Source organism: Geodermatophilus sp. CPCC 205761 (genome assembly GCF_051383655.1).
Taxonomy (GTDB): Bacteria; Actinomycetota; Actinomycetes; order Mycobacteriales; family Geodermatophilaceae; genus Geodermatophilus.
Map to the genome: position 1 here is coordinate 23,259 of NZ_JALPKQ010000013.1, position 19,065 is coordinate 42,323.

Annotated in this window: 15 protein-coding genes; 6 read left to right on the forward strand and 9 right to left on the reverse strand. The window is 75.6% G+C overall.

Features of this window, described 5'->3' with window-relative positions; all coding sequences use genetic code 11:
• Nucleotides 1-293 precede the first annotated feature (293 nt).
• On the forward strand, nt 294-1,148 hold the full coding sequence (locus MY526_RS10095) for an IclR family transcriptional regulator (protein WP_436695300.1): 855 nt from the start codon (nt 294-296) through the stop codon (nt 1,146-1,148).
• 3 nt (nt 1,149-1,151) lie between these two features.
• Here MY526_RS10095 and MY526_RS10100 read toward each other — a convergent pair whose 3' ends face one another.
• The 3 genes from MY526_RS10100 to MY526_RS10110 all read right to left on the reverse strand — a co-directional run bounded on the left by MY526_RS10100 (nt 1,152) and on the right by MY526_RS10110 (nt 4,372).
• Nucleotides 1,152-2,939 carry a DEAD/DEAH box helicase gene (locus MY526_RS10100; RefSeq protein WP_436695299.1) on the reverse strand — a complete coding sequence of 596 codons (1,788 nt, stop codon included), beginning with the start codon at nt 2,937-2,939 and terminating at the stop codon, nt 1,152-1,154.
• A gap of 253 nt (nt 2,940-3,192) precedes the next feature.
• Entirely contained in the window at nt 3,193-4,053 is an 861-nt protein-coding gene (locus tag MY526_RS10105; RefSeq protein WP_436695298.1) for a CPBP family intramembrane glutamic endopeptidase, read from the reverse strand.
• A 1-nt stretch (nt 4,054) separates the two neighbouring features.
• Nucleotides 4,055-4,372 (reverse strand): hypothetical protein, encoded by a 318-nt coding sequence (locus MY526_RS10110; RefSeq protein ID WP_436695297.1) that lies wholly within the window; start codon nt 4,370-4,372, stop codon nt 4,055-4,057.
• A 104-nt stretch (nt 4,373-4,476) separates the two neighbouring features.
• On the opposite strand from MY526_RS10110, the gene MY526_RS10115 reads away from it, so the two are divergent.
• Entirely contained in the window at nt 4,477-6,723 is a 2,247-nt protein-coding gene (locus MY526_RS10115) for an ATP-binding protein (protein ID WP_436703815.1), read from the forward strand.
• Nucleotides 6,724-6,771: 48 nt separating this feature from the next.
• Here the strand turns inward: MY526_RS10115 and MY526_RS10120 are convergent, their stop codons facing one another.
• The 4 genes from MY526_RS10120 to MY526_RS10135 all read right to left on the reverse strand — a co-directional run bounded on the left by MY526_RS10120 (nt 6,772) and on the right by MY526_RS10135 (nt 11,794).
• The gene (locus tag MY526_RS10120) at nt 6,772-8,454 is read right to left on the reverse strand and encodes a DNA repair helicase XPB (protein WP_436692532.1); all 1,683 of its coding nucleotides are present in this window, start codon (nt 8,452-8,454) and stop codon (nt 6,772-6,774) included.
• 105 nt (nt 8,455-8,559) lie between these two features.
• Entirely contained in the window at nt 8,560-9,795 is a 1,236-nt protein-coding gene (locus MY526_RS10125) for an FAD-dependent oxidoreductase (protein WP_436692531.1), read from the reverse strand.
• Nucleotides 9,792-10,649, reverse strand: a complete 858-nt coding sequence (locus MY526_RS10130) for a fumarylacetoacetate hydrolase family protein (protein WP_436703816.1) — start codon at nt 10,647-10,649, stop codon at nt 9,792-9,794. The genes MY526_RS10125 and MY526_RS10130 overlap by 4 nt, the downstream gene beginning before the upstream one ends.
• Complete coding sequence (locus MY526_RS10135; protein ID WP_436703817.1) at nt 10,646-11,794, reverse strand: cupin domain-containing protein; 1,149 nt, start codon at nt 11,792-11,794, stop codon at nt 10,646-10,648. The genes MY526_RS10130 and MY526_RS10135 overlap by 4 nt, the downstream gene beginning before the upstream one ends.
• A gap of 170 nt (nt 11,795-11,964) precedes the next feature.
• On the opposite strand from MY526_RS10135, the gene MY526_RS10140 reads away from it, so the two are divergent.
• The gene (locus MY526_RS10140; protein WP_436703818.1) at nt 11,965-12,741 is read left to right on the forward strand and encodes an IclR family transcriptional regulator; all 777 of its coding nucleotides are present in this window, start codon (nt 11,965-11,967) and stop codon (nt 12,739-12,741) included.
• Between the two features lie 7 nt (nt 12,742-12,748).
• On the opposite strand, the gene MY526_RS10145 is transcribed toward MY526_RS10140, so the two are convergent.
• Entirely contained in the window at nt 12,749-14,032 is a 1,284-nt protein-coding gene (locus MY526_RS10145; RefSeq protein ID WP_436703819.1) for a class I SAM-dependent methyltransferase, read from the reverse strand.
• 84 nt (nt 14,033-14,116) lie between these two features.
• A complete protein-coding gene (locus MY526_RS10150; RefSeq protein WP_436703820.1) occupies nt 14,117-16,378 on the reverse strand; it encodes a helicase-associated domain-containing protein in 2,262 nt (753 codons plus the stop codon).
• Nucleotides 16,379-16,479: 101 nt separating this feature from the next.
• Between MY526_RS10150 and MY526_RS10155 the strand changes: the two genes are divergently transcribed.
• The 3 genes from MY526_RS10155 to MY526_RS10165 all read left to right on the forward strand — a co-directional run bounded on the left by MY526_RS10155 (nt 16,480) and on the right by MY526_RS10165 (nt 18,997).
• A complete protein-coding gene (locus MY526_RS10155; RefSeq protein WP_436703821.1) occupies nt 16,480-17,007 on the forward strand; it encodes a hypothetical protein in 528 nt (175 codons plus the stop codon).
• Between the two features lie 83 nt (nt 17,008-17,090).
• The gene (locus MY526_RS10160) at nt 17,091-17,345 is read left to right on the forward strand and encodes a hypothetical protein (RefSeq protein ID WP_436703822.1); all 255 of its coding nucleotides are present in this window, start codon (nt 17,091-17,093) and stop codon (nt 17,343-17,345) included.
• Nucleotides 17,342-18,997: an AMP-binding protein gene (locus MY526_RS10165; RefSeq protein WP_436703823.1), complete on the forward strand. Its 1,656-nt coding sequence runs from the start codon at nt 17,342-17,344 to the stop codon at nt 18,995-18,997. The genes MY526_RS10160 and MY526_RS10165 overlap by 4 nt, the downstream gene beginning before the upstream one ends.
• The last annotated feature ends 68 nt before the right edge of the window (nt 18,998-19,065 follow it).

Below are 19,065 nucleotides of genomic sequence, written 5' to 3' on the forward strand. Positions count from 1 at the left end.
GCTCGTGCTCTGCCCCCTGTGGTGGGCAGAGCACGAGCACCGCCGGGGGTGCACGGCCCGCACTGCTTTCGTGCTCTGCCCACGGTGGTGGGCAGAGCACGAGCGTGCGGGACGGGGTGCCTGCCCGAGGGAGCGGCCGCTCCGAGGCCGCGGCGCCGCCCCGGCCCGGTTTCCACGCCGTGGAAAGACGGCTGGGCGGTGGCCGCCCGCGCTTCCTACCGTCGCAGCGAGGGACGGCGGTCGGCCCGGGCATCCGCGCGCCGCGGGAACCCGCAACCGGCCAGGGAGGCCCGATGACAACGATCGACGGGGACGTGCAGGCGGGTCCGGTGCGGCCGGCGGCCGCCGCTGTGGAGAACCCCGAGCGCCGGCTGTCCCCGACGCAGCGCGCGCTGCGGGTGCTCACCTGCTTCTCATCGTCCCGGCCGGAGCTCACGCTCACCGAGCTCTGCCGGATGACCGGCCTGCCGATGTCCACCACCCACCGCGTGGTCGGCGAGCTGGTGCGGGGCGACGCGCTGGTGCGCGGGTTGAACGGCCGGTACCGGGTCAGCCTGCGGCTGTGCGAGGTGGCCGCCTCCTCGCCGGACGGGGCGGGCCTCCGGGAGCTCGCCTGGCCGTTCCTCGAGGACGTCTACGAGGCGACCCGCGAGACGGTGGTGCTCGCCGTCCGGGACGGTCTGCAGGCGGTGTTCGTGGCCCGGCTCTCGGGCCGCGAGTCGGTGCCGGTGTTCTCCCACCTGGGCCGACGGCGGAAGCTCACCGAGTCCAGCGCCGGCCTGGTCCTGCTCGCCCACGCCCCGGCCGAGGTGCAGGAGACGGTGCTGCGTGGGCCGCTGCCCCGCTACACCGCCAAGACCATCACCGACCCGAGCCGGCTGCGGTCCGTGCTCGCCGAGATCCGCCGGTGCGGGCACGCGGTCAGCGACGGGGCGCTGAGCCTCGACTCGCTGTCCTGCGCGGCACCGGTGCGCGACGGCGACGACCGGGTCACCGCCGCGCTGTCCGTGGTGCGGCACGCCCAGGACGCCAACACCCGCCATCTCGTCCCGGTGGTCATGGCCTCGGCCCGCGGCATCTCCCGCGCGCTGGGTGCGCCGTCCGCGACGCGGGCGACGTCCGGCCCGAGGAGCCGCTCGACCGCCTGACGGTCAGAGCATCGTGCGCAGGCGCTCCCGCCGCGCCCGCAGGACGTCGACCGAGGCCGAGGCCGACGGTGGCCCGGGCACCGACTGGCGCAGCTGGGTGTGCACCACCGCGTGCGGCGTCGAGGTCTTCGCCGACACCCGGCTGACCAGCCGGTTGATCTCCCGCCGCAGCTCGGCCGCGTCCCGCCAGGAGCGGCCGGCGTCCTGCTCGTCGGGGTGGTCCTGGACGAGCGGCAGCTCACCGGTGTCGTCGTCGTGGTGGGCACGGGAGGCGATCCGGATCCGCAGCTCGTCGTCCCGCTTGGCCAGCAGCTCGGCGGTCTGCTCGGCGGTGAGCAGACCGGGGATGCCCAGGAAGTCCTCGTCCTCGGGGGCCACCGAACCCGGGGTCCCCTCGCCGGTGTGCGCCGTCCCGCCCTGCAGCACGTGCGCGAACCGGGCGTCGGCCTCCAGGGCCTCCCACTGCGTGACGCCGTCGACCTCGCGCTCCTTGGGCGGCAGCGGCTCGAGGTCGAGTTCGTCGCCCTGCTCGGTCTTCGGCGGGGGCATGACGTGGTTGCGCTGCTCCTCCATCGACGCAGCCAGGCCGAGCAGCGGCCGGACGGCGGGCAGGAACACGGTGGCCGACTCGTGCGGCGCCCGGGACCGGACCACGCGCCCGACCGCCTGGGCGAAGAACAGCGGCGTCCGGTAGGAGGTCATCCAGGCCAGGACGGCGGCCCGCGGGACGTCGACGCCCTCGGAGATCATCCGCACGCAGACCGCGATCCTGGCCGACCCGGTGGCGAAGCGCTCGATCTTCTTCGACGCCTTGGGGTCGTCGGAGAGGATCAGCTCGGCCGCCTTGCCGGTGACCCGGCGGACGATCTTGGCGTAGGCGCGGGCGTCGTCCTGGTCGCTGGCCAGCACCAGCCCCGCGGCGTCGGGCATGCCGTTCTCGCGCAGGTGGGTGATCCGGTCGTCCATCGCCGCGATCACGTGCGGCACCCACTGGCCCTTGGGGTCCAGCGCCGTCCGCCAGGCCTGCATCTCCACCGACCGGGTGCCGGCCTCCGACAGCGAGGCGGCGACCACCTCGCCGGCGGAGTTCCGCCAGCGCGAGGTGCCGGTGTAGGCGGCGAAGACGACCGGCCGGACGACGCTGTCGGCCAGCGCCTCCTTGTAGCCGTAGGTGTAGTCGGCGCGGCTGACCAGCCCCATGCCGCCCTCGCCGTCGTCACCCTCGAAGCCGTCCTCCTCGTACCGGACGAACGGGATGCGCTCGTCGGCCTTGGTGCGGAACGGCGTCCCGGTCAGGCAGAGCCGACGGGCGGCGCGGCCGTAGGCCTCCTCGACCGCCTCGCCCCAGGAGAGGCCGTCGCCGGCGTGGTGCACCTCGTCGAGGACGACCAGCGTCTTGACGGCGGTCGCGCGCGCGGCGTGCAGCATCGGCTTGCCGGCGACCTGCGCGTAGGTGGTCACGTAGCCCTGGGTGCCGGCCCGCACCGGGCCGACGGCGTTGGTGAGCCCGGGGTCGAGCACGATGCCCATGCGGTCGGCCGCGTCGGCCCACTGCAGGCGCAGGTGGTCGGTCGGGCAGACGACGATCACGCGGGCGACCTCGCGGCGGGACAGCAGCCGCGCGGCCAGCGTCAGGGCGAACGTCGTCTTGCCCGCGCCCGGGGTCGCGGTGACCAGGAAGTCCTTCGGGGAGCTCTCCTCGTACCTGTCGAGCGCGGCCTGCTGCCATGCCCGGAGCGGTCGGCTGGTCGTCTGCGGGCCGATGGCCTCCGCTCGTGCTGCGCTCCCCATGTCGAGGGCCATTCTGGTCGGGCCGGGGGAGACACGCCCAACCGGCCACCTCCGGCGCGCCTCCCCTCCGGGGACGTATGGCGGCCGCCGACGCGCCGCTGACCTGCGCGGACGGCGCGAGCCGGGGTGCGGTGTGGGGATCGTCATGCCGCGTGGCGGACCGGCACGTCACGCCCCGCGGGTCCCAGCCGTCCCGCGGCACGCAGTGGAGTGCCCCGGGCGGGAACCCCGCCCGGGGCACTTCGGCGCGCGCTCAGCGCCGGGCACGCACGACGAGCAGGGCACCCGCGGTGTACAGCGCCGCCGCGACCACGGCGTACAGCGTCGGCTGGCCCCCGCTGAGCAGGTCGTCGACCAGGTTGCCCTCGTTGTTGGCGGCGTTGAACGTCGCGTGCACCAGGCCGGCGGCCAGCAGGCTGCCCGCGGCGCCGCGCACGGTGGCGCCGACCATGAGCCGGATCAGCGCGCCGACGACGAACAGCGCGCCGACCGCCAGCGCGATCCGCCCGGGGTCCAGCTCCCCGATGAACTGCAGCGGCAGGTGGACCAGGGCGAACGGGACGGCCGTGAGGACGGCGGCCGGCAGGAACCCGTGCCGCCGCTCCAGCCGCCCCTGGAAGAAGCCGGCCCAGACCGTCTCCTCCCACAGGTGCACGAGCAGCACCGCGGTGAGCACCGAGAACGCCCCCGAGGCCAGCGTGGCCAGCAGCTCGCCGGTCACCAGCTCGCGCCCGCCGGCGACCCCGGCGGCGAGGGTGAGCACCGGCAGGGCGAGCAGCACCGCCGCCCACCAGCCGGCGCCGAACCGCCACCGCACCGCGCGGCGCAGCAGGGTCCGGACGCCGGCCCGCCCCTCGGTGACCGAGGTGACCCACAGGGCCGCGGGGAGCATGACGAGCACCGTGAGCGCGAGCGCGAACGGCTCCTCGGGCAGCGCACCGCCGGGCAGGACACCGTGCGCGGTCAGGGCCGGGACGGAGACCAGCGGCCAGCCGACCGCCAGCACGAGGACGAGGAACGCGGTCAGCGGGTGCCGGGCGACCCGGGCCCGGAGGCCGGTGCCGGCCGGTGGGGTGCCGGGGCGGAGCGGACGGGGTGCGTCGAGCGCGGACATGTCAGGACCTGCTTCCGGATCGGGACGGGGGGTCCCCGGCCAGCGCGCGGGCGGGGGAGACCGACGCGGTGGTCAGGGCGGCCAGGTCGCGGGCGAGGACGACGTCGGCCTCCCGGGCGGCGTGCACCAGGCACAGGCACCGGCACTCGTCCGGGAGCAGCCAGGCGGCGCACCAGCGGATGGCCGTCCCGGCCGAGCCGAGCCGGGTCACCGCGCGGTGCAGGGCGCGGTGCATCTCCACCGCGTCGTCCGCCGACGGCGGGCAGCTGCGGACCTCGACCAGGTAGAGGCCCGCTCCGCCGTACCGCCGCTCACCCACGCCGGCCACGCTCCCGCCGGGGTCGCGGCGGCACATCGGGGGAGCTACGGAGGGCGGTACGGGTACTGCCGCGGACCCGTACCCGGCGGTTACCGTGCCGGGCCATGGCGAGGCGGGCTGCCCCCGGCGCGGGCGCCCGGCTGCCCGCCGAGCGCAGCTCCTTCGTCGGCCGGCGGGCCGAGCTCGGCCGGCTGCGCGGGCTGCTCGCCGGCGCGCGGCTGGTGACCCTCGTGGGCCCGGGCGGGGTCGGCAAGACCCGGCTGGCCCTCCGCGCGGCCGACGGGCTGCGCCGGTCCTTCCCCGACGGCGTCGCGCTGGCCGACCTCACCGCGGTCGCCGACCCGGCGCTCGTGGCCGCGCAGGTCGCCGCCGCGCTCGACGTCCGGGACAGCACCGGCCGCTGGCTGCCGGCCTCGCTGGCCGAGGTCCTCGGCGGGCGGCGGGTGCTGCTCGTGCTCGACAACTGCGAGCACCTGCGGGACGCCGCCGCGGTGCTGGTCGACGCGCTCACCGGCACCTGCCCCGGGCTGTCGGTGCTGGCCACCAGCCGCACGCCGCTCGACGTCCCCGGCGAGGTGCTGTGCGCGGTGCCGCCGCTGGCCGGCGCCGACGGGGTGGCCCTGCTCGAGCAGCGGGCGCGGGCCGCGGTCCCGGACCTCGAGCTGACCCCCGCGGACGACGCCGCGCTGGCCGAGCTGTGCTCCCGCCTGGACGGCATCCCGCTGGCGATCGAGCTGGCCGCCGTCCGGCTGCGCGCGCTCACGCCCGGCCAGCTGCTCGACCGGCTCGACGACCGGTTCGGCCTGCTGCGGCGGTCCGGGCCGGCCGGGCCGGAGCGGCACCGCACGCTGCGGGCGACGATGGAGTGGAGCGCCGACCTGATCGACGAGCCGGAGCGGGTGCTGTGGCGGCGGGCGGCGGTCTTCGCCGCGGGGTTCGACCTGGCCGCCGCCGAGGCGGTCTGCGCGGACGGCGAGCTGCCCCGCGCAGACGTGCTCGACACCCTCACCCGCCTGGTGGACGCCTCCCTGCTCGGCGTCGACCGGACCGCCGACGGGACGGCGTTCCGCATGCTGGAGACCGTCCGGGCGTTCGGCCGCGAGCTGCTGGACGGCTCGGGCGAGGGCGAGGTGGTGCGCCGGCGGCACCGGGAGTGGTGCGCCGGCCGGGTGGCGGAGGCGGCGGCGGGCTTCCTCGGGCCCGGCCAGGTCGCCGCCTTCGACCGGCTGGCCGCCGTCCACCCGGAGGTCTCGACCGCCCTGGAGCACTGCCTGGACACCCCGGGCGAGGCGGCGGCCGGCCTGGCACCGGCCGCCGACGCGTGGCTGTACTGGGAGGCCCGCGGCCACCTCGGTGAGGGGCGGCGCTGGCTGGACCTGCTGTTGGCGGCGGCACCGGGAGACGCGCCGGATCGTGCGCACGCCCTCGTGGTGGCCGGCTACCTCGCGCTGGCGGCGACCGACCCGGCGACCGCCGTCCCGCTGCTGGAGCAGGGGCTCGCGGCCGCGGCCGGCCGGCCGCAGGTGGCGGCGATGGCCACCCAGTACCTCGGCCAGGCGGCGCTATTCAGCGGGGACCTCGAGCGCGCCGACCGGCTGCTGCGCGAGGCGGCCACGGCGTACGCGGCGCTGGGCGAGCCCGCGGCGGCCTTCTGCTGGGCCGACGTCGGGGTCGCCGCGCTGCTCGCCGGGGACCCGACGGCGGCCGATCCCGCGTTCGCCACCAGCCTGGCGACCGCGGCCGACCCGTGGACGCGCTCGCACGCGCTGTGGGGTCGCGGCCTGGCGCGGCTGACCGAGGGCGACCCGGCCGAGGCGGCGCGGCTGGAGGAGCGGGCGCTGCGGTTGATGCGCGAGGTGGACGACCGCAGCGGTGTCGCGCTGTGCGTGGCCGCGCTGGGCTGGGCGGCCGCGGCGTCCGGGGACGCCGACCGGGCGGCGCGGCTGACCGGCGCGGCCGAGGCGGTCTGGCGGTCGATCCCGGCGTCCGCGCCGGCGCCGCTGGCCGCCTGGCAGGAGCGCTGGGCCGGCCCGGCCCGCCGTGCCCTCGGGGAGCAGCGGTGGGCGGCCCGGGTGGCCGAGGGGCGCGCGCTCGACCGGCCGGCGGCGGTGGCGCTGGCGCTCGGCGAGGGGCCGGCACCCGCGGCGCCCGCTGCACCGCCGTCCGGGCCGCTGACCCGCCGCCAGCTGGAGGTCGCCGGCCTGGTGGCGCAGGGGCTGACCGACCGGGAGATCGCCGCCCGGCTGGTCATCTCCCCGCGGACGGCGGAGTCGCACGTGGAGCAGATCCTGGCCCGGCTGGGCTTCCGCTCACGGGCGGAGATCGCCGCCTGGGCCGTGACGCGGCGTTGACCGGAGTCGCCCGGTGACGGGAACCGCCGCCGGGCGACTCCGCTGCGGTCAGGCGCCCTCGTCGACCCAGTCGGGACCGTTGACCTCGCCGGGGCCGGCCAGGTCGGCGGCGTCGACGATCGTGTACGCGTAGCCCTGCTCGGCGAGGAAGCGCTGCCGGTGGGCGGCGTACTCGCTGTCGAGGGTGTCCCGGCTGACCACCGTGTAGAAGTGCGCCTGCCGGCCGTCGGCCTTCGGCCGCAGCACCCGGCCGAGCCGCTGGGCCTCCTCCTGGCGCGAGCCGAAGGTGCCCGACACCTGGACGGCGACCGCCGCCTCGGGCAGGTCGATGGAGAAGTTGGCCACCTTGGAGACCACCAGGGTGCGGATCTCCCCGGCGCGGAAGGCGTCGAAGAGCTTCTCCCGCTCGCGGTTGGTGGTCGAGCCCTGGATCACCGGGGCGTCGAGCGCCCGGCCGAGCTCGTCGAGCTGGTCGAGGTAGGCGCCGATGACCAGCTTCTGCTCGTCGGGGTGCCGCTCGAGCACCCGCCGGATCACCGGCAGCTTCGACGACGCCGTCGCCGCGATCCGGTACCGCTCCTCGGGCTCGGCGACCGCGTATGTCATCCGCTCCTCGTCGTCGAGCGACACCCGCACCTCGATGCACTCGGCCGGGGCGATGTAGCCCTGGGCCTCGATGTCCCGCCACGGCGCGTCGTAGCGCTTGGGCCCGATCAGGGAGAAGACGTCGTCCTCCCGGCCGTCCTCGCGCACCAGCGTGGCGGTGAGGCCGAGCCGGCGTCGGGACTGCAGGTCGGCGGTCAGCCGGAAGATCGGCGCCGGCAGCAGGTGCACCTCGTCGTAGACGATGAGGCCCCAGTCCTGCGCGTCGAACAGGTCCAGGTGCCGGTACTCGCCCTTCCGGCGGGTGGTGATCACCTGGTAGGTCGCGATGGTGACCGGGCGGATCTCCTTGCGCTCGCCGGAGTACTCGCCGATCTCCTCCTCGGTCAGCGAGGTGCGGGCGATCAGCTCCCGCTTCCACTGCCGCCCGGCGACGGTGTTGGTGACCAGGATCAGCGTGGTCGCCTTGGCCTCGGCCATCGCCGCCGCGCCGACCAGCGTCTTGCCGGCGCCGCAGGGCAGGACGACGACGCCGGAGCCGCCGGACCAGAACCCCTCGACGGCCTCCTGCTGGTAGTCGCGCAGGTGCCAGCCGCTCTGGTCGAGCTCGATCGGGTGGGCCTGGCCGTCGACGTAGCCGGCGAGGTCCTCGGCCGGCCAGCCGATCTTGAGCAGCGCCTGCTTGAGCCGCCCGCGCTCCGACGGGTGGACGACGACGCTGTCCGCGTCGATCCGGGCACCGAGCATCGGCGCCACCCGCTTGCTGCGGATGACCTCCTCGAGCACCGCGCGGTCGGAGGTGGCCAGCACCAGCCCGTGCACCGGGTGGTTGGCCAGGGTCAGCCGGCCGAAGCGGTCCATGGTGTCGGCGACGTCGACCAGCAGCGCGTGCGGCACCGGGTAGCGGGAGTAGCGGACCAGCGCGTCGACGACCTGCTCGGCGTCGTGTCCGGCGGCGCGGGCGTTCCACAGCGCGAGCGGGGTGACCCGGTAGGTGTGCACGTGCTCGGGGGAGCGCTCCAGCTCCGCGAACGGCGCGATCGCCGCCCGGCAGTCGCGCGCGAGCGGGTGGTCGACCTCGAGCAGCAGCGTCTTGTCCGACTGGACGATCAGGGGTCCGTCTGTCACGGGAACCTTTCGACAGGCGTCCTGCCGACGGGCGCGGTCAGCAGGGGGACGGGGTCGCGAAGACCTCCGTCACCGTAACCACGCCCGCCGACAGGACCTTCCCGATCAGGCCCGGGCCGGCACCTCGAGCGGCTGCGGCCGGAACATCGGCGGCTCCTGCTCGGGGGTGAGGGCGGTGGGCCCGTACAGCCAGTCCACGAAGCCGTAGTCGTGCACGTCCCGCTGCCGCAGGACGGCGTTGCGCGCCTCCCGCTCCGCGCCGGTGAGGTGCCAGAGCTCACCCCACGCGCGGGCCGTGGTCAGGACCCGCCGGCAGTGCTCGGGCCGCACCGCCTGGTAGGCGGCCAGCGCGGCGTCCCAGTCCAGGTCCCCCTCGGCCAGCTGGGCGCCGACGTGCTCGGACAGCACCCAGGCGTCCTCCATCGCCATGACCGCCCCCTGAGCCAGGTACTGCAGCGGCGGGTGGGCGGCGTCCCCGGTGAGCGCGAGGCGACCCTGGACCCAGGTGGTGATCGGGTCGCGGTCGTACATCCGCCACCAGCGGTCCCGCCACATCAGCGGCAGGCCGTCCCGGACCTGCGGGCAGGTGCCGGCGAAGGCGGCGTCCAGCTCGTCGGGGGTGCCCCAGTCCTCCTCGCCGGCGAGCGCCTTCGGCGACCGGAACACCGCCACCTGGTTGAACATCTCGCCCTGCCGCAGCGGGTACTGCACGAAGTGGCAGTGCGGCCCGACGTAGACCACGACGTCGGTCATCGAGACGTCCATCTCGGCGACCTTGTCCACCGGGATCGCGCCGCGGTAGGCCACGTACGCCGAGCTCACCGGCTCGTCGTCGCTGATCGTCTTGCGCGCCACCGAGTACAGGCCGTCGGCGGCGAGCACCACCGGGGCGACCTCCCGGCCACCCCCGTGGACCACCGCGACGCCGTCGTCCACGTGCTCGTACGCGGTCACCGCCGCGCTGGTGACCAGGTCGACGCCGGCCCGCCGGCAGGCGCGCAGCAGCGTGCCGTGCAGGTCGCTGCGGTGGATCACCACGTACGGCGAGCCGTAGCGCTCCCGCGCGTCGGTGAGGTCGAGGCGGGTGAGCACCGTCCCGTCGACGGCGTCCTTCATGACGAGGTTCTCCGGCCGCACGCCGAGGGACAGCACCTCGTCGAGCAGACCCCAGGAGTCGAGGATCCGCGTGCAGTTCGGCGCGATCTGCAGCCCGGCACCGACCTCGCCGAACTCCGCCGCGCGCTCGAGGACGCGGACCCGCAGGCCCTTCCGCGTGAGCGCCAGGGCGTTGGACAGCCCGCCGATGCCGCCGCCGACGACGAGGACGTCGACGTCGCTCACGACGACAGCTCCGCGGCGGCCAGGTCGGCGACGACGGTGTTCTCACAGCGCCCCAGGCCGGCGATCTCGGTGGTCAGGTGCTGCCCGGCCTCGAGGTAGCGGGCCGGCTTGCGGGCGTGGCCGACGCCGCCGGGGGTGCCGGTGGCGAGAACGTCGCCCGGGCGGAGGGTGATCATCGTGGAGACGTACTCGACCAGGGCGACCGGGTCGAACAGCAGGTCACCGGTGGTGTCCTTCTGCACGGTCTCGCCGTCGATCCTCGTGCTGATCTCCAGCGTGGGCCGGACGCCGCCGGGCAGCTCGTCGGAGGTGACCAGGTAGGGCCCCAGCGGGGTGGTCGCCTCCCAGTTCTTCCCCTGCAGCCACTCGCGGGTGCGGAACTGCCAGTCGCGGCAGGTGACGTCGTTGAGCACGGCGAACCCGGCGATGGCCGCCTCGGCCTCGACCCCGCGGGCCCGGCGGACGGGCGCGCCGATGATCACGGCGAGCTCGCACTCCCAGTCGAACTCGGTGGTCTCCGGGGGCTTGACGATGTCGTCATTGGCCCCGACCAGGGTGTCGGCGTACTTGGAGAACAGCGTCGGGTACTCGGGCAGGTCCCGGCCCATCTCCAGGATGTGCGTGCGGTAGTTGAGCCCGACGCAGACGATCTTGCCGGGGTGCGGCACGACGGGGGCGTAGGCGGCGCCGCGCACCTCGGCCACGCGCTCGGTGGCCGCGACGGCGCGGTCCTCCCAGCCCGGGGTGGCGAGGAACTCGCCGAGGTCGGCGGCGCCGAGGTCGACGAGGTGGTCCTCGTCCACGCGGACGGCGCGGGTCCGGCCCTCCAGCGTGCGGATGGTGGCCAGCTTCACCGGGCACCCCCGTCGACCGCCGCGCGGTCGAGGTGCAGCGCCTCGAAGATCGGGGTGTCGCTGAACCGGAACAGGTCCAGCGCGCCGGAGTCCGAGTCGCTGGCCGAGGCCTCGGAGCGGACCGACAGCGGCTGCCACGAGGGGACGACGAACATGTCGCCGCGGGTGACGGTCCACGAGGTCTCCCCGACGGTCACCGTGCCGCTGCCGTCGAAGACCTGGAACACCGACGACCCGGCCTCGCGGCGCGGCGCGGTCTCCCTGCCGCTGCGCACCCGGTGCATCTCGGCGCGGATGGTGGGCAGCACGTCGCCGCCGGTGGTCGGGTTGGTGTAGCGGACGGCGGCGTGGCCGTGCTCCACGGTGCCGGGGTGCCCCTCGTCCTCCAGCTCCAGCTGGTCGGCCAGCGCAGCGTCGGTGTCGGCCCACCGGTAGTTGAGCAGCGGCGTGCCGGGCGTCGAGCCGGGCGCGGACACCGGGCGCAGCCCGGCGTGGCCCCACAGCCGCTGCGAGCGGGACCGCTCCGGGGTGGTGCGCTCCGCGTCGCTGATCGACTCGCGGCCGAACTCGAAGAACTGCGACTCGGTGGCGTACTGGAACGGGATGTCCAGCCCGTCGATCCAGGCCATCGGCTGCTCGGCGGCGTTGTGGTGGGCGTGCCAGTTCCAGCCGGCCTGCGGCAGGAAGTCCCCGCGGTTCATCGGCACCGGGTCGCGGCCCACCACGGTCCACACCCCCTCGCCCTCGACGACGAAGCGGAAGGCGTGCTGGGTGTGCCGGTGCTCCGGGGCGTTCTCGCCCGGCATCAGGTACTGGATCGCCGCCCACAGCGTCGGGGTGGCGTAGGGCTTGCCGCCGAGCGAGGGGTTGGCCAGCGCGATCGCCCGGCGCTCGCCGCCGCGGCCGACCGGCACCAGGTGGCCGGCCCGGTCGGCCAGCCGCAGCAGGTTCTGCCACCGCCAGACGTGCGGCACGGCGCGCGACCGCGGGTGCAGCGGCATCAGGTCGCCGATCTCGGTCCACAGCGGCACGAGCAGCTCCTGCTCGAACCCGCGGTAGAGCTCCTCCAGCTCGGCGCTGGGGGTCGGCTGGTCGGGCGCGTCGAGAGCGGTCAGCCGGACCGGCGAGGCCACGTTCTGCGTCATGGCGGCGTTCCTTCCGTGCGGTGCGTTCAGTGGACCGAGGACGGCGGTCGGCGGGTGGAGGCACCCGCGGGCCCTGCGGCGTGGGTACCCACACCGCGGCGGATGACCGCGCGGACCGTCATGGATGTACGGTCGCGCGCGTTCTGCTGGCGGTGGTACATCATTCTGGTGTGAAGAACGCACCGGCCTACGCCATCGCCAGCGTCGACCACGCCCTGCAGCTGGCGACGGCGCTGCAGGTGGAGGGGTCCCTGAGCGTCAGCGAGGCCGCGGCCCGGCTCGGCGTCGCCCGCTCGACGGCGCACCGGCTGCTGTCGATGCTCGTCTACCGCGACTTCGCCGTACAGGACGACTCCCGGCGCTACGTCGCGGGGCCGGTGCTCTCCCTCGGTGCCCGGTCGCAGTCGCGGACCGCGCTGCTGCGCACCATCGCCATGCCGCACCTCCAGGTGCTCGTGGAGCGGGTCGACGAGACCGCCAACCTGCAGATCCTCGCCGGCGACCACGTGCGCTTCATCGCGTCGGTGGAGTGCAGTCAGGCGCTGCGCGTGGGCGACCGCGAGGGCATGGTCTTCCCCGCGCACCTGGTGTCCGGCGGCAAGCTCATGCTCGCCGACCTGCCCGACGCCCAGCTCGAGGCCTTCTACGCCGAGGAGAAGTGGGTCGACCGCCCGGGGGAGCGGCCCGACCTGGCCGCGTTGCGCAAGGAGCTGCGCGTGGTCCGGGAACGGGGGTTCGCGATCAACGCCGGGCGCACCGAGACGGGGCTCACCGCGATCGGGCGGGCCGTCCGGTTGCCGGGTGAGCCGGCCGAGGCGGCGGTCTCGGTGTCGATGCCCACGGTCCGCTTCTCCGAGAGCCGGCTGCCCCAGCTGGTGGCCGCGCTGGCGCTCACCGCCCGGGACGTCGAGCAGGACCTGGCCCGCGCGCTGGCCGGAGGCGGCTGACCGACCCTCAGACCCAGTCGCGGCGGCGCATCGGCGGGGGGTCCCCGCCAGGGCGCTGCACCAGCACCTGGTTCACGCCCAGCTTCCCGGCCTCGAACGCCAGGGCGCTGGCCGCCATGTACAGCCGCCACACCCGCGCCCGGCCGGGGCCGGCCAGCGACACCGCGTGGTCCCAGTGCTTCTCCAGGCGCTCCACCCAGGCCCGCAGGGTGAGCGCGTAGTGCCGGCGCAGCGCCTCGACGTCGAGGACCTCCAGCCCGCCGTCCTCCAGCGCCGAGACGGTGCCGGCCAGGTCGAGCAGCTCGCCGTCGGGGAAGACGAACCGGGTGATGAAGGTGTCGGGGTCCCAGCCGGGCGAGCCGGCGTTCCACGCGATCGCGTGGTTGAGCAGCCGGCCGCCGGGGCGCAGCAGCGCGTGCAGGGTCCGGACGTACCCGGCCATCCCCGCGGCGCCGACGTGCTCGGCCATCCCGATCGAGGCCACCGCGTCGTAGGGCCCGTCGGGCACGTCGCGGTAGTCCTGGACCCGGATCTCCACGCGGTCGGCCAGGCCCGCCTCGGCCACGCGGCGCCGGGCCAGCTCGGCCTGCGCGGCGGAGAGGGTGATCCCGACGACGTGGGCGCCGTACCGCTGCGCCGCGTGCAGGGCCAGGCTGCCCCAGCCGCAGCCGACGTCCAGCAGCCGCGCGCCGGGGACCAGCCCGAGCTTGCGGCAGACCAGGTCGAGCTTGGCCTCCTGGGCGGCGTCCAGGCCGGTGGCCGGCGACTCCCAGACGGCGCACGAGTAGACCATCGACGAGCCCAGCACGAGGGCGTAGAAGTCGTTGGAGACGTCGTAGTGGTGGGCGATCGCGGCCGCGTCCCGCGCGCGGGAGTGCCGGCGTCCGAAGCGGCGCAGGCGCACCTCCTCCGGCGGCGGGGCCGGCTCGGGCCCGAGGGCGCCCAGCCGCGCCGCCGTGCGCACCAGACCGAGCCGGTCGCGCAGGGTCGGCGCCGGGGGCGGACCGGCGACCGCGAGCCGGCCGGCCGACGTCAGCGCCGACAGCGTGGCGAAGACGTCGCCCTCGATCTCCAGTTCCCCGGCCACGTAGGCGCGGCCCAGGCCCAGCTCACCGGGCGCCCAGACCAGCCGGCGCAGCGCCCGCGGCGTGCGGACGCCGATCACCGGGGCGCCCTCCGGGCCGGCGACGGTGCCGTCCCAGGCACGCAGCCGCACGGGCGCCTCTGCGACGCCCAGCACGCTCCGCACCGCCACTGCGAGCAGGGCGGCGACACTCTCCTCGCTCTCCATGACCTGGTCGTCCTCGTCTCGGGGCAGGTTCCGAGCCGGAGACTGGTCCGCCGCACTGCTCGCGGCAAGCGGTTCGGGCGCGACTCACGACGGGGGCAGCGGGTCCTCGTCGTCGTCGACCAGCGCGACCGAGGTGATGCGGTGCACCGCGAAGGTGCGGCTCTCGCCGCGCCGCTCGTCGTACCCCTGGAGGAAGCCACCGGCCAGGGAGACCGGCTGCACCACGCGCTGGCTGCCGCTGCCCTGCGCGTCGACGTAGCCCAGCCACACCGGCACGCCCTCCCGGACGGCGCGGGAGAGCAGCTCGAGGGTGCCGGCGGTGGTCACCCCCGGCACCTGGCGGACCGCCTCCCCCCGGCGGGCGGCCAGGGCGGCGTCGCCGGCGCGGATCTCCCTCACCGTGGCGGACAGCTCGTCGCCGGTGAGTGGTCGCGGGAGCTGCGCCGGAGCGGAGCCGGGACGGCGCCCCGCGGCCCGCGGCCGCGCCGGTGGCCGGGTGAGGACGGCGCCGCCCGGCGACTCGCCGGCCGGTGCGTAGCCCGCCTCGCGCAGCACGGTGAGCACCTCGTCGGCGCCCAGGCCGCTGACCAGTACGCCCGGGGCCAGCCGGCGCAGTTCGGCGCCGGCCGTGCGCCGGTCGTTGAGCACCTGCGACAGCAACCCGTGGTCGTCGGAGCGCACGTAGCTCTCGATCGCGCCCACCCGCAGCCGGCCGTGCTGTCGGGCGACGTCGTCGACCAGGTAGTCCAGTGCCTGGGGCACCGGGGTCCGCGACGCGCGGGCGAAGAAGTCGTGCAGGTCGGTCGCCGACCAGCCGGAGTCCAGCGCGCGGCGGACGCTGGCCTCCGACACCCGGAACACCGTCGCCCCGCCGGAGGACTCGATGTCGGCGACGACGGCGAGGGTGTCGGCGAGCTCGGCGACCAGCGGACCGGGGGCGATCAGCGAGAGGTCGGGCTGGGCGAGCACGTGGTCGACCGGCTGCGGGAGCAGCCCCGCCATGCCGTCCGCCGCGCCGTCCTCGCCGGCGGCGAGCAGGCCGCGTCCGCCGGTGGACAGCACCCCGCCGACCAGCACGCCCAGCCGGGCGGCCTCGGCCAGCAGGTCGGGGACCGGCGCCAGCCGGTCGGCCCGCCGGGGGGTGCGCCAGCGCAGCAGCGCCACGAGGTCCTCGGGCGCCAGGCCGGTGCCCCGCGGGTACTCGGCCAGCGCGGTCAGGGCGGAGCGGCGGATGGCCGGCGCGGTGTGCCGCACCAGGTCGGGGGAGAGGGCGTTGACCGCCTTGCCCGCGACGTCGCGCTGCCCGGCCAGGGACGGCAGCCGGACCGCGTCCAGCCAGCCGCCGGCCAGCGTCGCCCATCGGGCGGGCAGGTCCTGCTCCCGCCACAGGTCGAAGGAGCGGGTGGGCAGCCACTCGTCCCGGTGCGGGCCGCCCACGTCGAGCAGGCCGCCGACGTGCGCCAGCTCCAGCAGCCAGCCGGCCTCCGGCTCGGTCACGTGCAGCGCGCGGGCCAGGCGTTTCTGGTCGCGGACGCCGATGCCGCCGCTGCGCAGCAGCCCGGCCGGCTCCTCCTCGAGCAGCACCAGCAGCTCGCCGACCCGCCCGATCGACTCCAGCGCGGCTCCGGCCGCCTGCCGGTCGACCACCGCCGCGTCGCGCTCGACAACCGCCGGCGCGGGGCGCAACCGCGGCGGGCCGTAGGGCCGGTCGCCGCGCAGCAGCAGCCCGACCTCCCGGGGCAGTTCCACGTTGAGCGCGTCGATGCGGGCGAGCAGGCCGCGCTGCAGCAGCCGGCGGGCCGGGGACGCGCCGTTGCCGGTGGTGTCGGGCAGGTGCCCGACCGGCCGATCGCCGGCCAGCCGCTCCAGGACCTCGCGCTCCTCGGCGGTCAGCTCGCCGACGGCGGCGGGCAGGTCGCCGGGGAGGGTCAGCCGCAGGTCGACGGCGCGCCGGCCGAGCCCGGCGGGGTACCGGACGGCGCGGCGCACCGGGTCGGGGGCGTGCAGCACCTCGTCGCCCCACAGCAGCGCCCGGGTGGCCAGCCGCTCCAGCGCGGCCCCGAGCACCTCGTCGGGCAGCTCGGGCAGCGCCGTGGGGAGGTCGGCGGCGTCCACGCCGTGGGTGCCGGCCAGCAGGACGACGTCGAGCACCTGCAGTGTCGCGGCGTCCAGCTCGTCGAGGGCACGGTCCACCGAGACCGGCACCGCCAGGCGGCTGGCCAGCGCGACGACGTCCGACGGGGCCGGCCGGGCCACGTCGGGGCGGGCCGCCAGGAGCGCGCCCAGCTGCTCGTCGCTGCGGGTGCGCAGCCAGGCAGCCAGGGTGGCGGGGCGTTCGGCAGGCATCCGGTCCACGCTACGTCGTCGCCGGCGGGACCGGGTGCTCCCGCCGTCGTCGCGGCGACCCCGTGGCGCCGCGAGCGGGGCCGCTGGGCCAGCATGATCGCGTGCACCCGGCCGCCGACGACCCGCAGACCGCCAGCGCGCTGACCGGTTACCAGGCCGGGGCGCTGCGCTGGCTGGCCGGGGGCGTCATCGCCGTCGTCCTCGGGGTGCTGCTGGGGGCCGCGCTCGTGGCGGTCGCCGGCAGTTCCGGACGGCGGGTGCCCGGGCTGGGCCTGGTCGTCGTCGTGCTGGTCGTCGCCGGGATCGTCGCGGCCGTCGCCGGGACCGGCGCCCTGGTCCGGCACCACCGCTGGCACCGGGCGCTGCGCACGGTGCCGTGGCAGACCGGCGTGCTGCGGATCGCCGGACCGGCGGTCCTCTCCTTCGAGCCCGAGGGCTACGACGAGTGGGACCCGCTGGACGCGCCGGTGCGGCTGCGCCTGGTCAGCACCTCGGTCTGGCGGACCCGCGCCGTCCAGCAGCTCAACGGCGCGGTCGTGCGCGCGGCGCCGGTCGGCCCGCGGGAGTGGGTGCTCACCGCCGAGGGCGTGCCGACCGTCTACGGGGCTCGCGTGCCGCACCGGCGCTGACCCGCGGGGGCGACGGAGGGGCGTAGTGCGTGCGTTCCGGGTATGCCGTCCGAGAAGATGAGCGCCGACGCGGGCACCGCGCGGTGCACCGCACAGAGGACACGGAGGCGAACGGCGACATGGCCAAGCGGAAGACCAAGCACGCGCACCTGGTGGAGCCCACCTGGGGGCAGTCGGACACCGGCGGCCCGCCGCTGACCGAGTTCACCGCCGAGCCGGCCGGCCCGCTCAACCCCTTCGGTGAGGACCACCAGTTCCCGCTGCCGCCCAACCGCCTCCGCTACGCGCACCCGACCGACAAGCCCAACCGGGCCGGCGTGATGGCGGGCGAGCGGTGACGTCGCCCGCGCTGCCGTCCTACAGCAACGGGACCTCGACCGTTCCGCTGCTGGGCGACACCATCGGGGCCAACCTCGACCGGACGGCGGCGCGGGTGGGCGACTCCGAGGCACTCGTCGAGTGCGCCACGGGTCGCCGGTTCACCTATCCGCAGTTCTTAGCGGAGGTGGACGCGGTCGCCCTGGGGCTGGACGCCCGGGGGGTGGCCAAGGGCGACCGGGTCGGCATCTGGGCGCCCAACTGCGCGGAGTGGGCGTTCGTCCAGTACGCGACCGCCAAGCTCGGCGCGATCCTGGTCAACATCAACCCGGCCTACCGCACCCACGAGCTGGCCTACGTGCTGAAGCAGGCCGGCATCTCGGTGCTGGTGTCCGCGCCGGAGTTCAAGACCAGCGACTACCGGGCGATGGTGGGCGAGGTCCGCGGCGAGTGCCCGGAGCTGCGCGAGGTGGTCTTCCTCGGCTCTGCGGAGTGGGAGCAGCTGGTCGCCACCGGCCGGGCCGGCGACCGCGAGCTGCTGGTCCGCCGCGAGGCGGAGCTGTCGGCCGACGACCCGATCAACATCCAGTACACGTCGGGGACGACGGGCTTCCCCAAGGGCGCCACGCTCACCCACCACAACCTGCTCAACAACGGGTTCTTCGTCGGCGAGGGCTGCGGCTACACCGAGGCCGACCGGATCTGCATCCCGGTGCCCTACTACCACTGCTTCGGCATGGGGATGGGCAACCTCGCGGCCACCAGCCACGGCGCGACCATGGTCATCCCCGCACCCGGGTTCGACCCGGCGCTCACGCTGCAGGCGGTCGCCGACGAGCGGTGCACGTCGCTGTACGGCGTCCCGACGATGTTCATCGCCGAGCTGGCGCTGCCCGACTTCGCCACGTACGACCTGTCGTCGCTGCGCACCGGGATCATGGCCGGCTCGCCGTGCCCGGTGGAGGTGATGAAGCGGGTGGTCGCCGAGATGGGCATGACCGAGGTGACCATCTGCTACGGCATGACCGAGACCTCCCCGGTCTCCACCCAGACCGGCGCCGACGACGACCTCGACCGGCGCACCTCCACCGTCGGCCGGGTGCACCCGCACCTCGAGGTGAAGATCGTCGACCCCGAGACCGGGCTGACCGTGCCGCGCGGGACGCCGGGGGAGTTCTGCACCCGCGGCTACTCGGTGATGCTGGGTTACTGGGAGCAGCCGGAGAAGACCGCGGAGGTCATCGACGCCGCGCGCTGGATGCACACCGGCGACCTGGCGGTGATGGACGGCGAGGGCTACCTCAACATCGTCGGCCGGATCAAGGACATGGTGATCCGCGGCGGGGAGAACGTGTACCCGCGCGAGGTCGAGGAGTTCCTCTACACCCACCCCGACGTCGTCGACGCCCAGGTCATCGGCGTCCCCGACGAGCGCTACGGCGAGGAGCTCATGGCCTGGGTGCGGCTGCGGCCCGGCGCCGAGCCGCTGACCGCCGAGGCGCTGCGGGAGTTCTGCTCCGGCAAGCTCGCCCACTACAAGATCCCCCGCTACGTGAAGATCGTCGACGCCTTCCCGATGACGGTCACCGGCAAGGTCCGCAAGGTCGAGATGCGCGAGGTGTCGGTCGAGGAACTGGGCCTGCAGGCCGCCGCCGCCGTCCGCAACGCCTGACCGGCCCACCGCCTCGTACAGGTATTGGAAGCGATTCCCACGTCCCGGGCCCGGATACGCGGGTATGG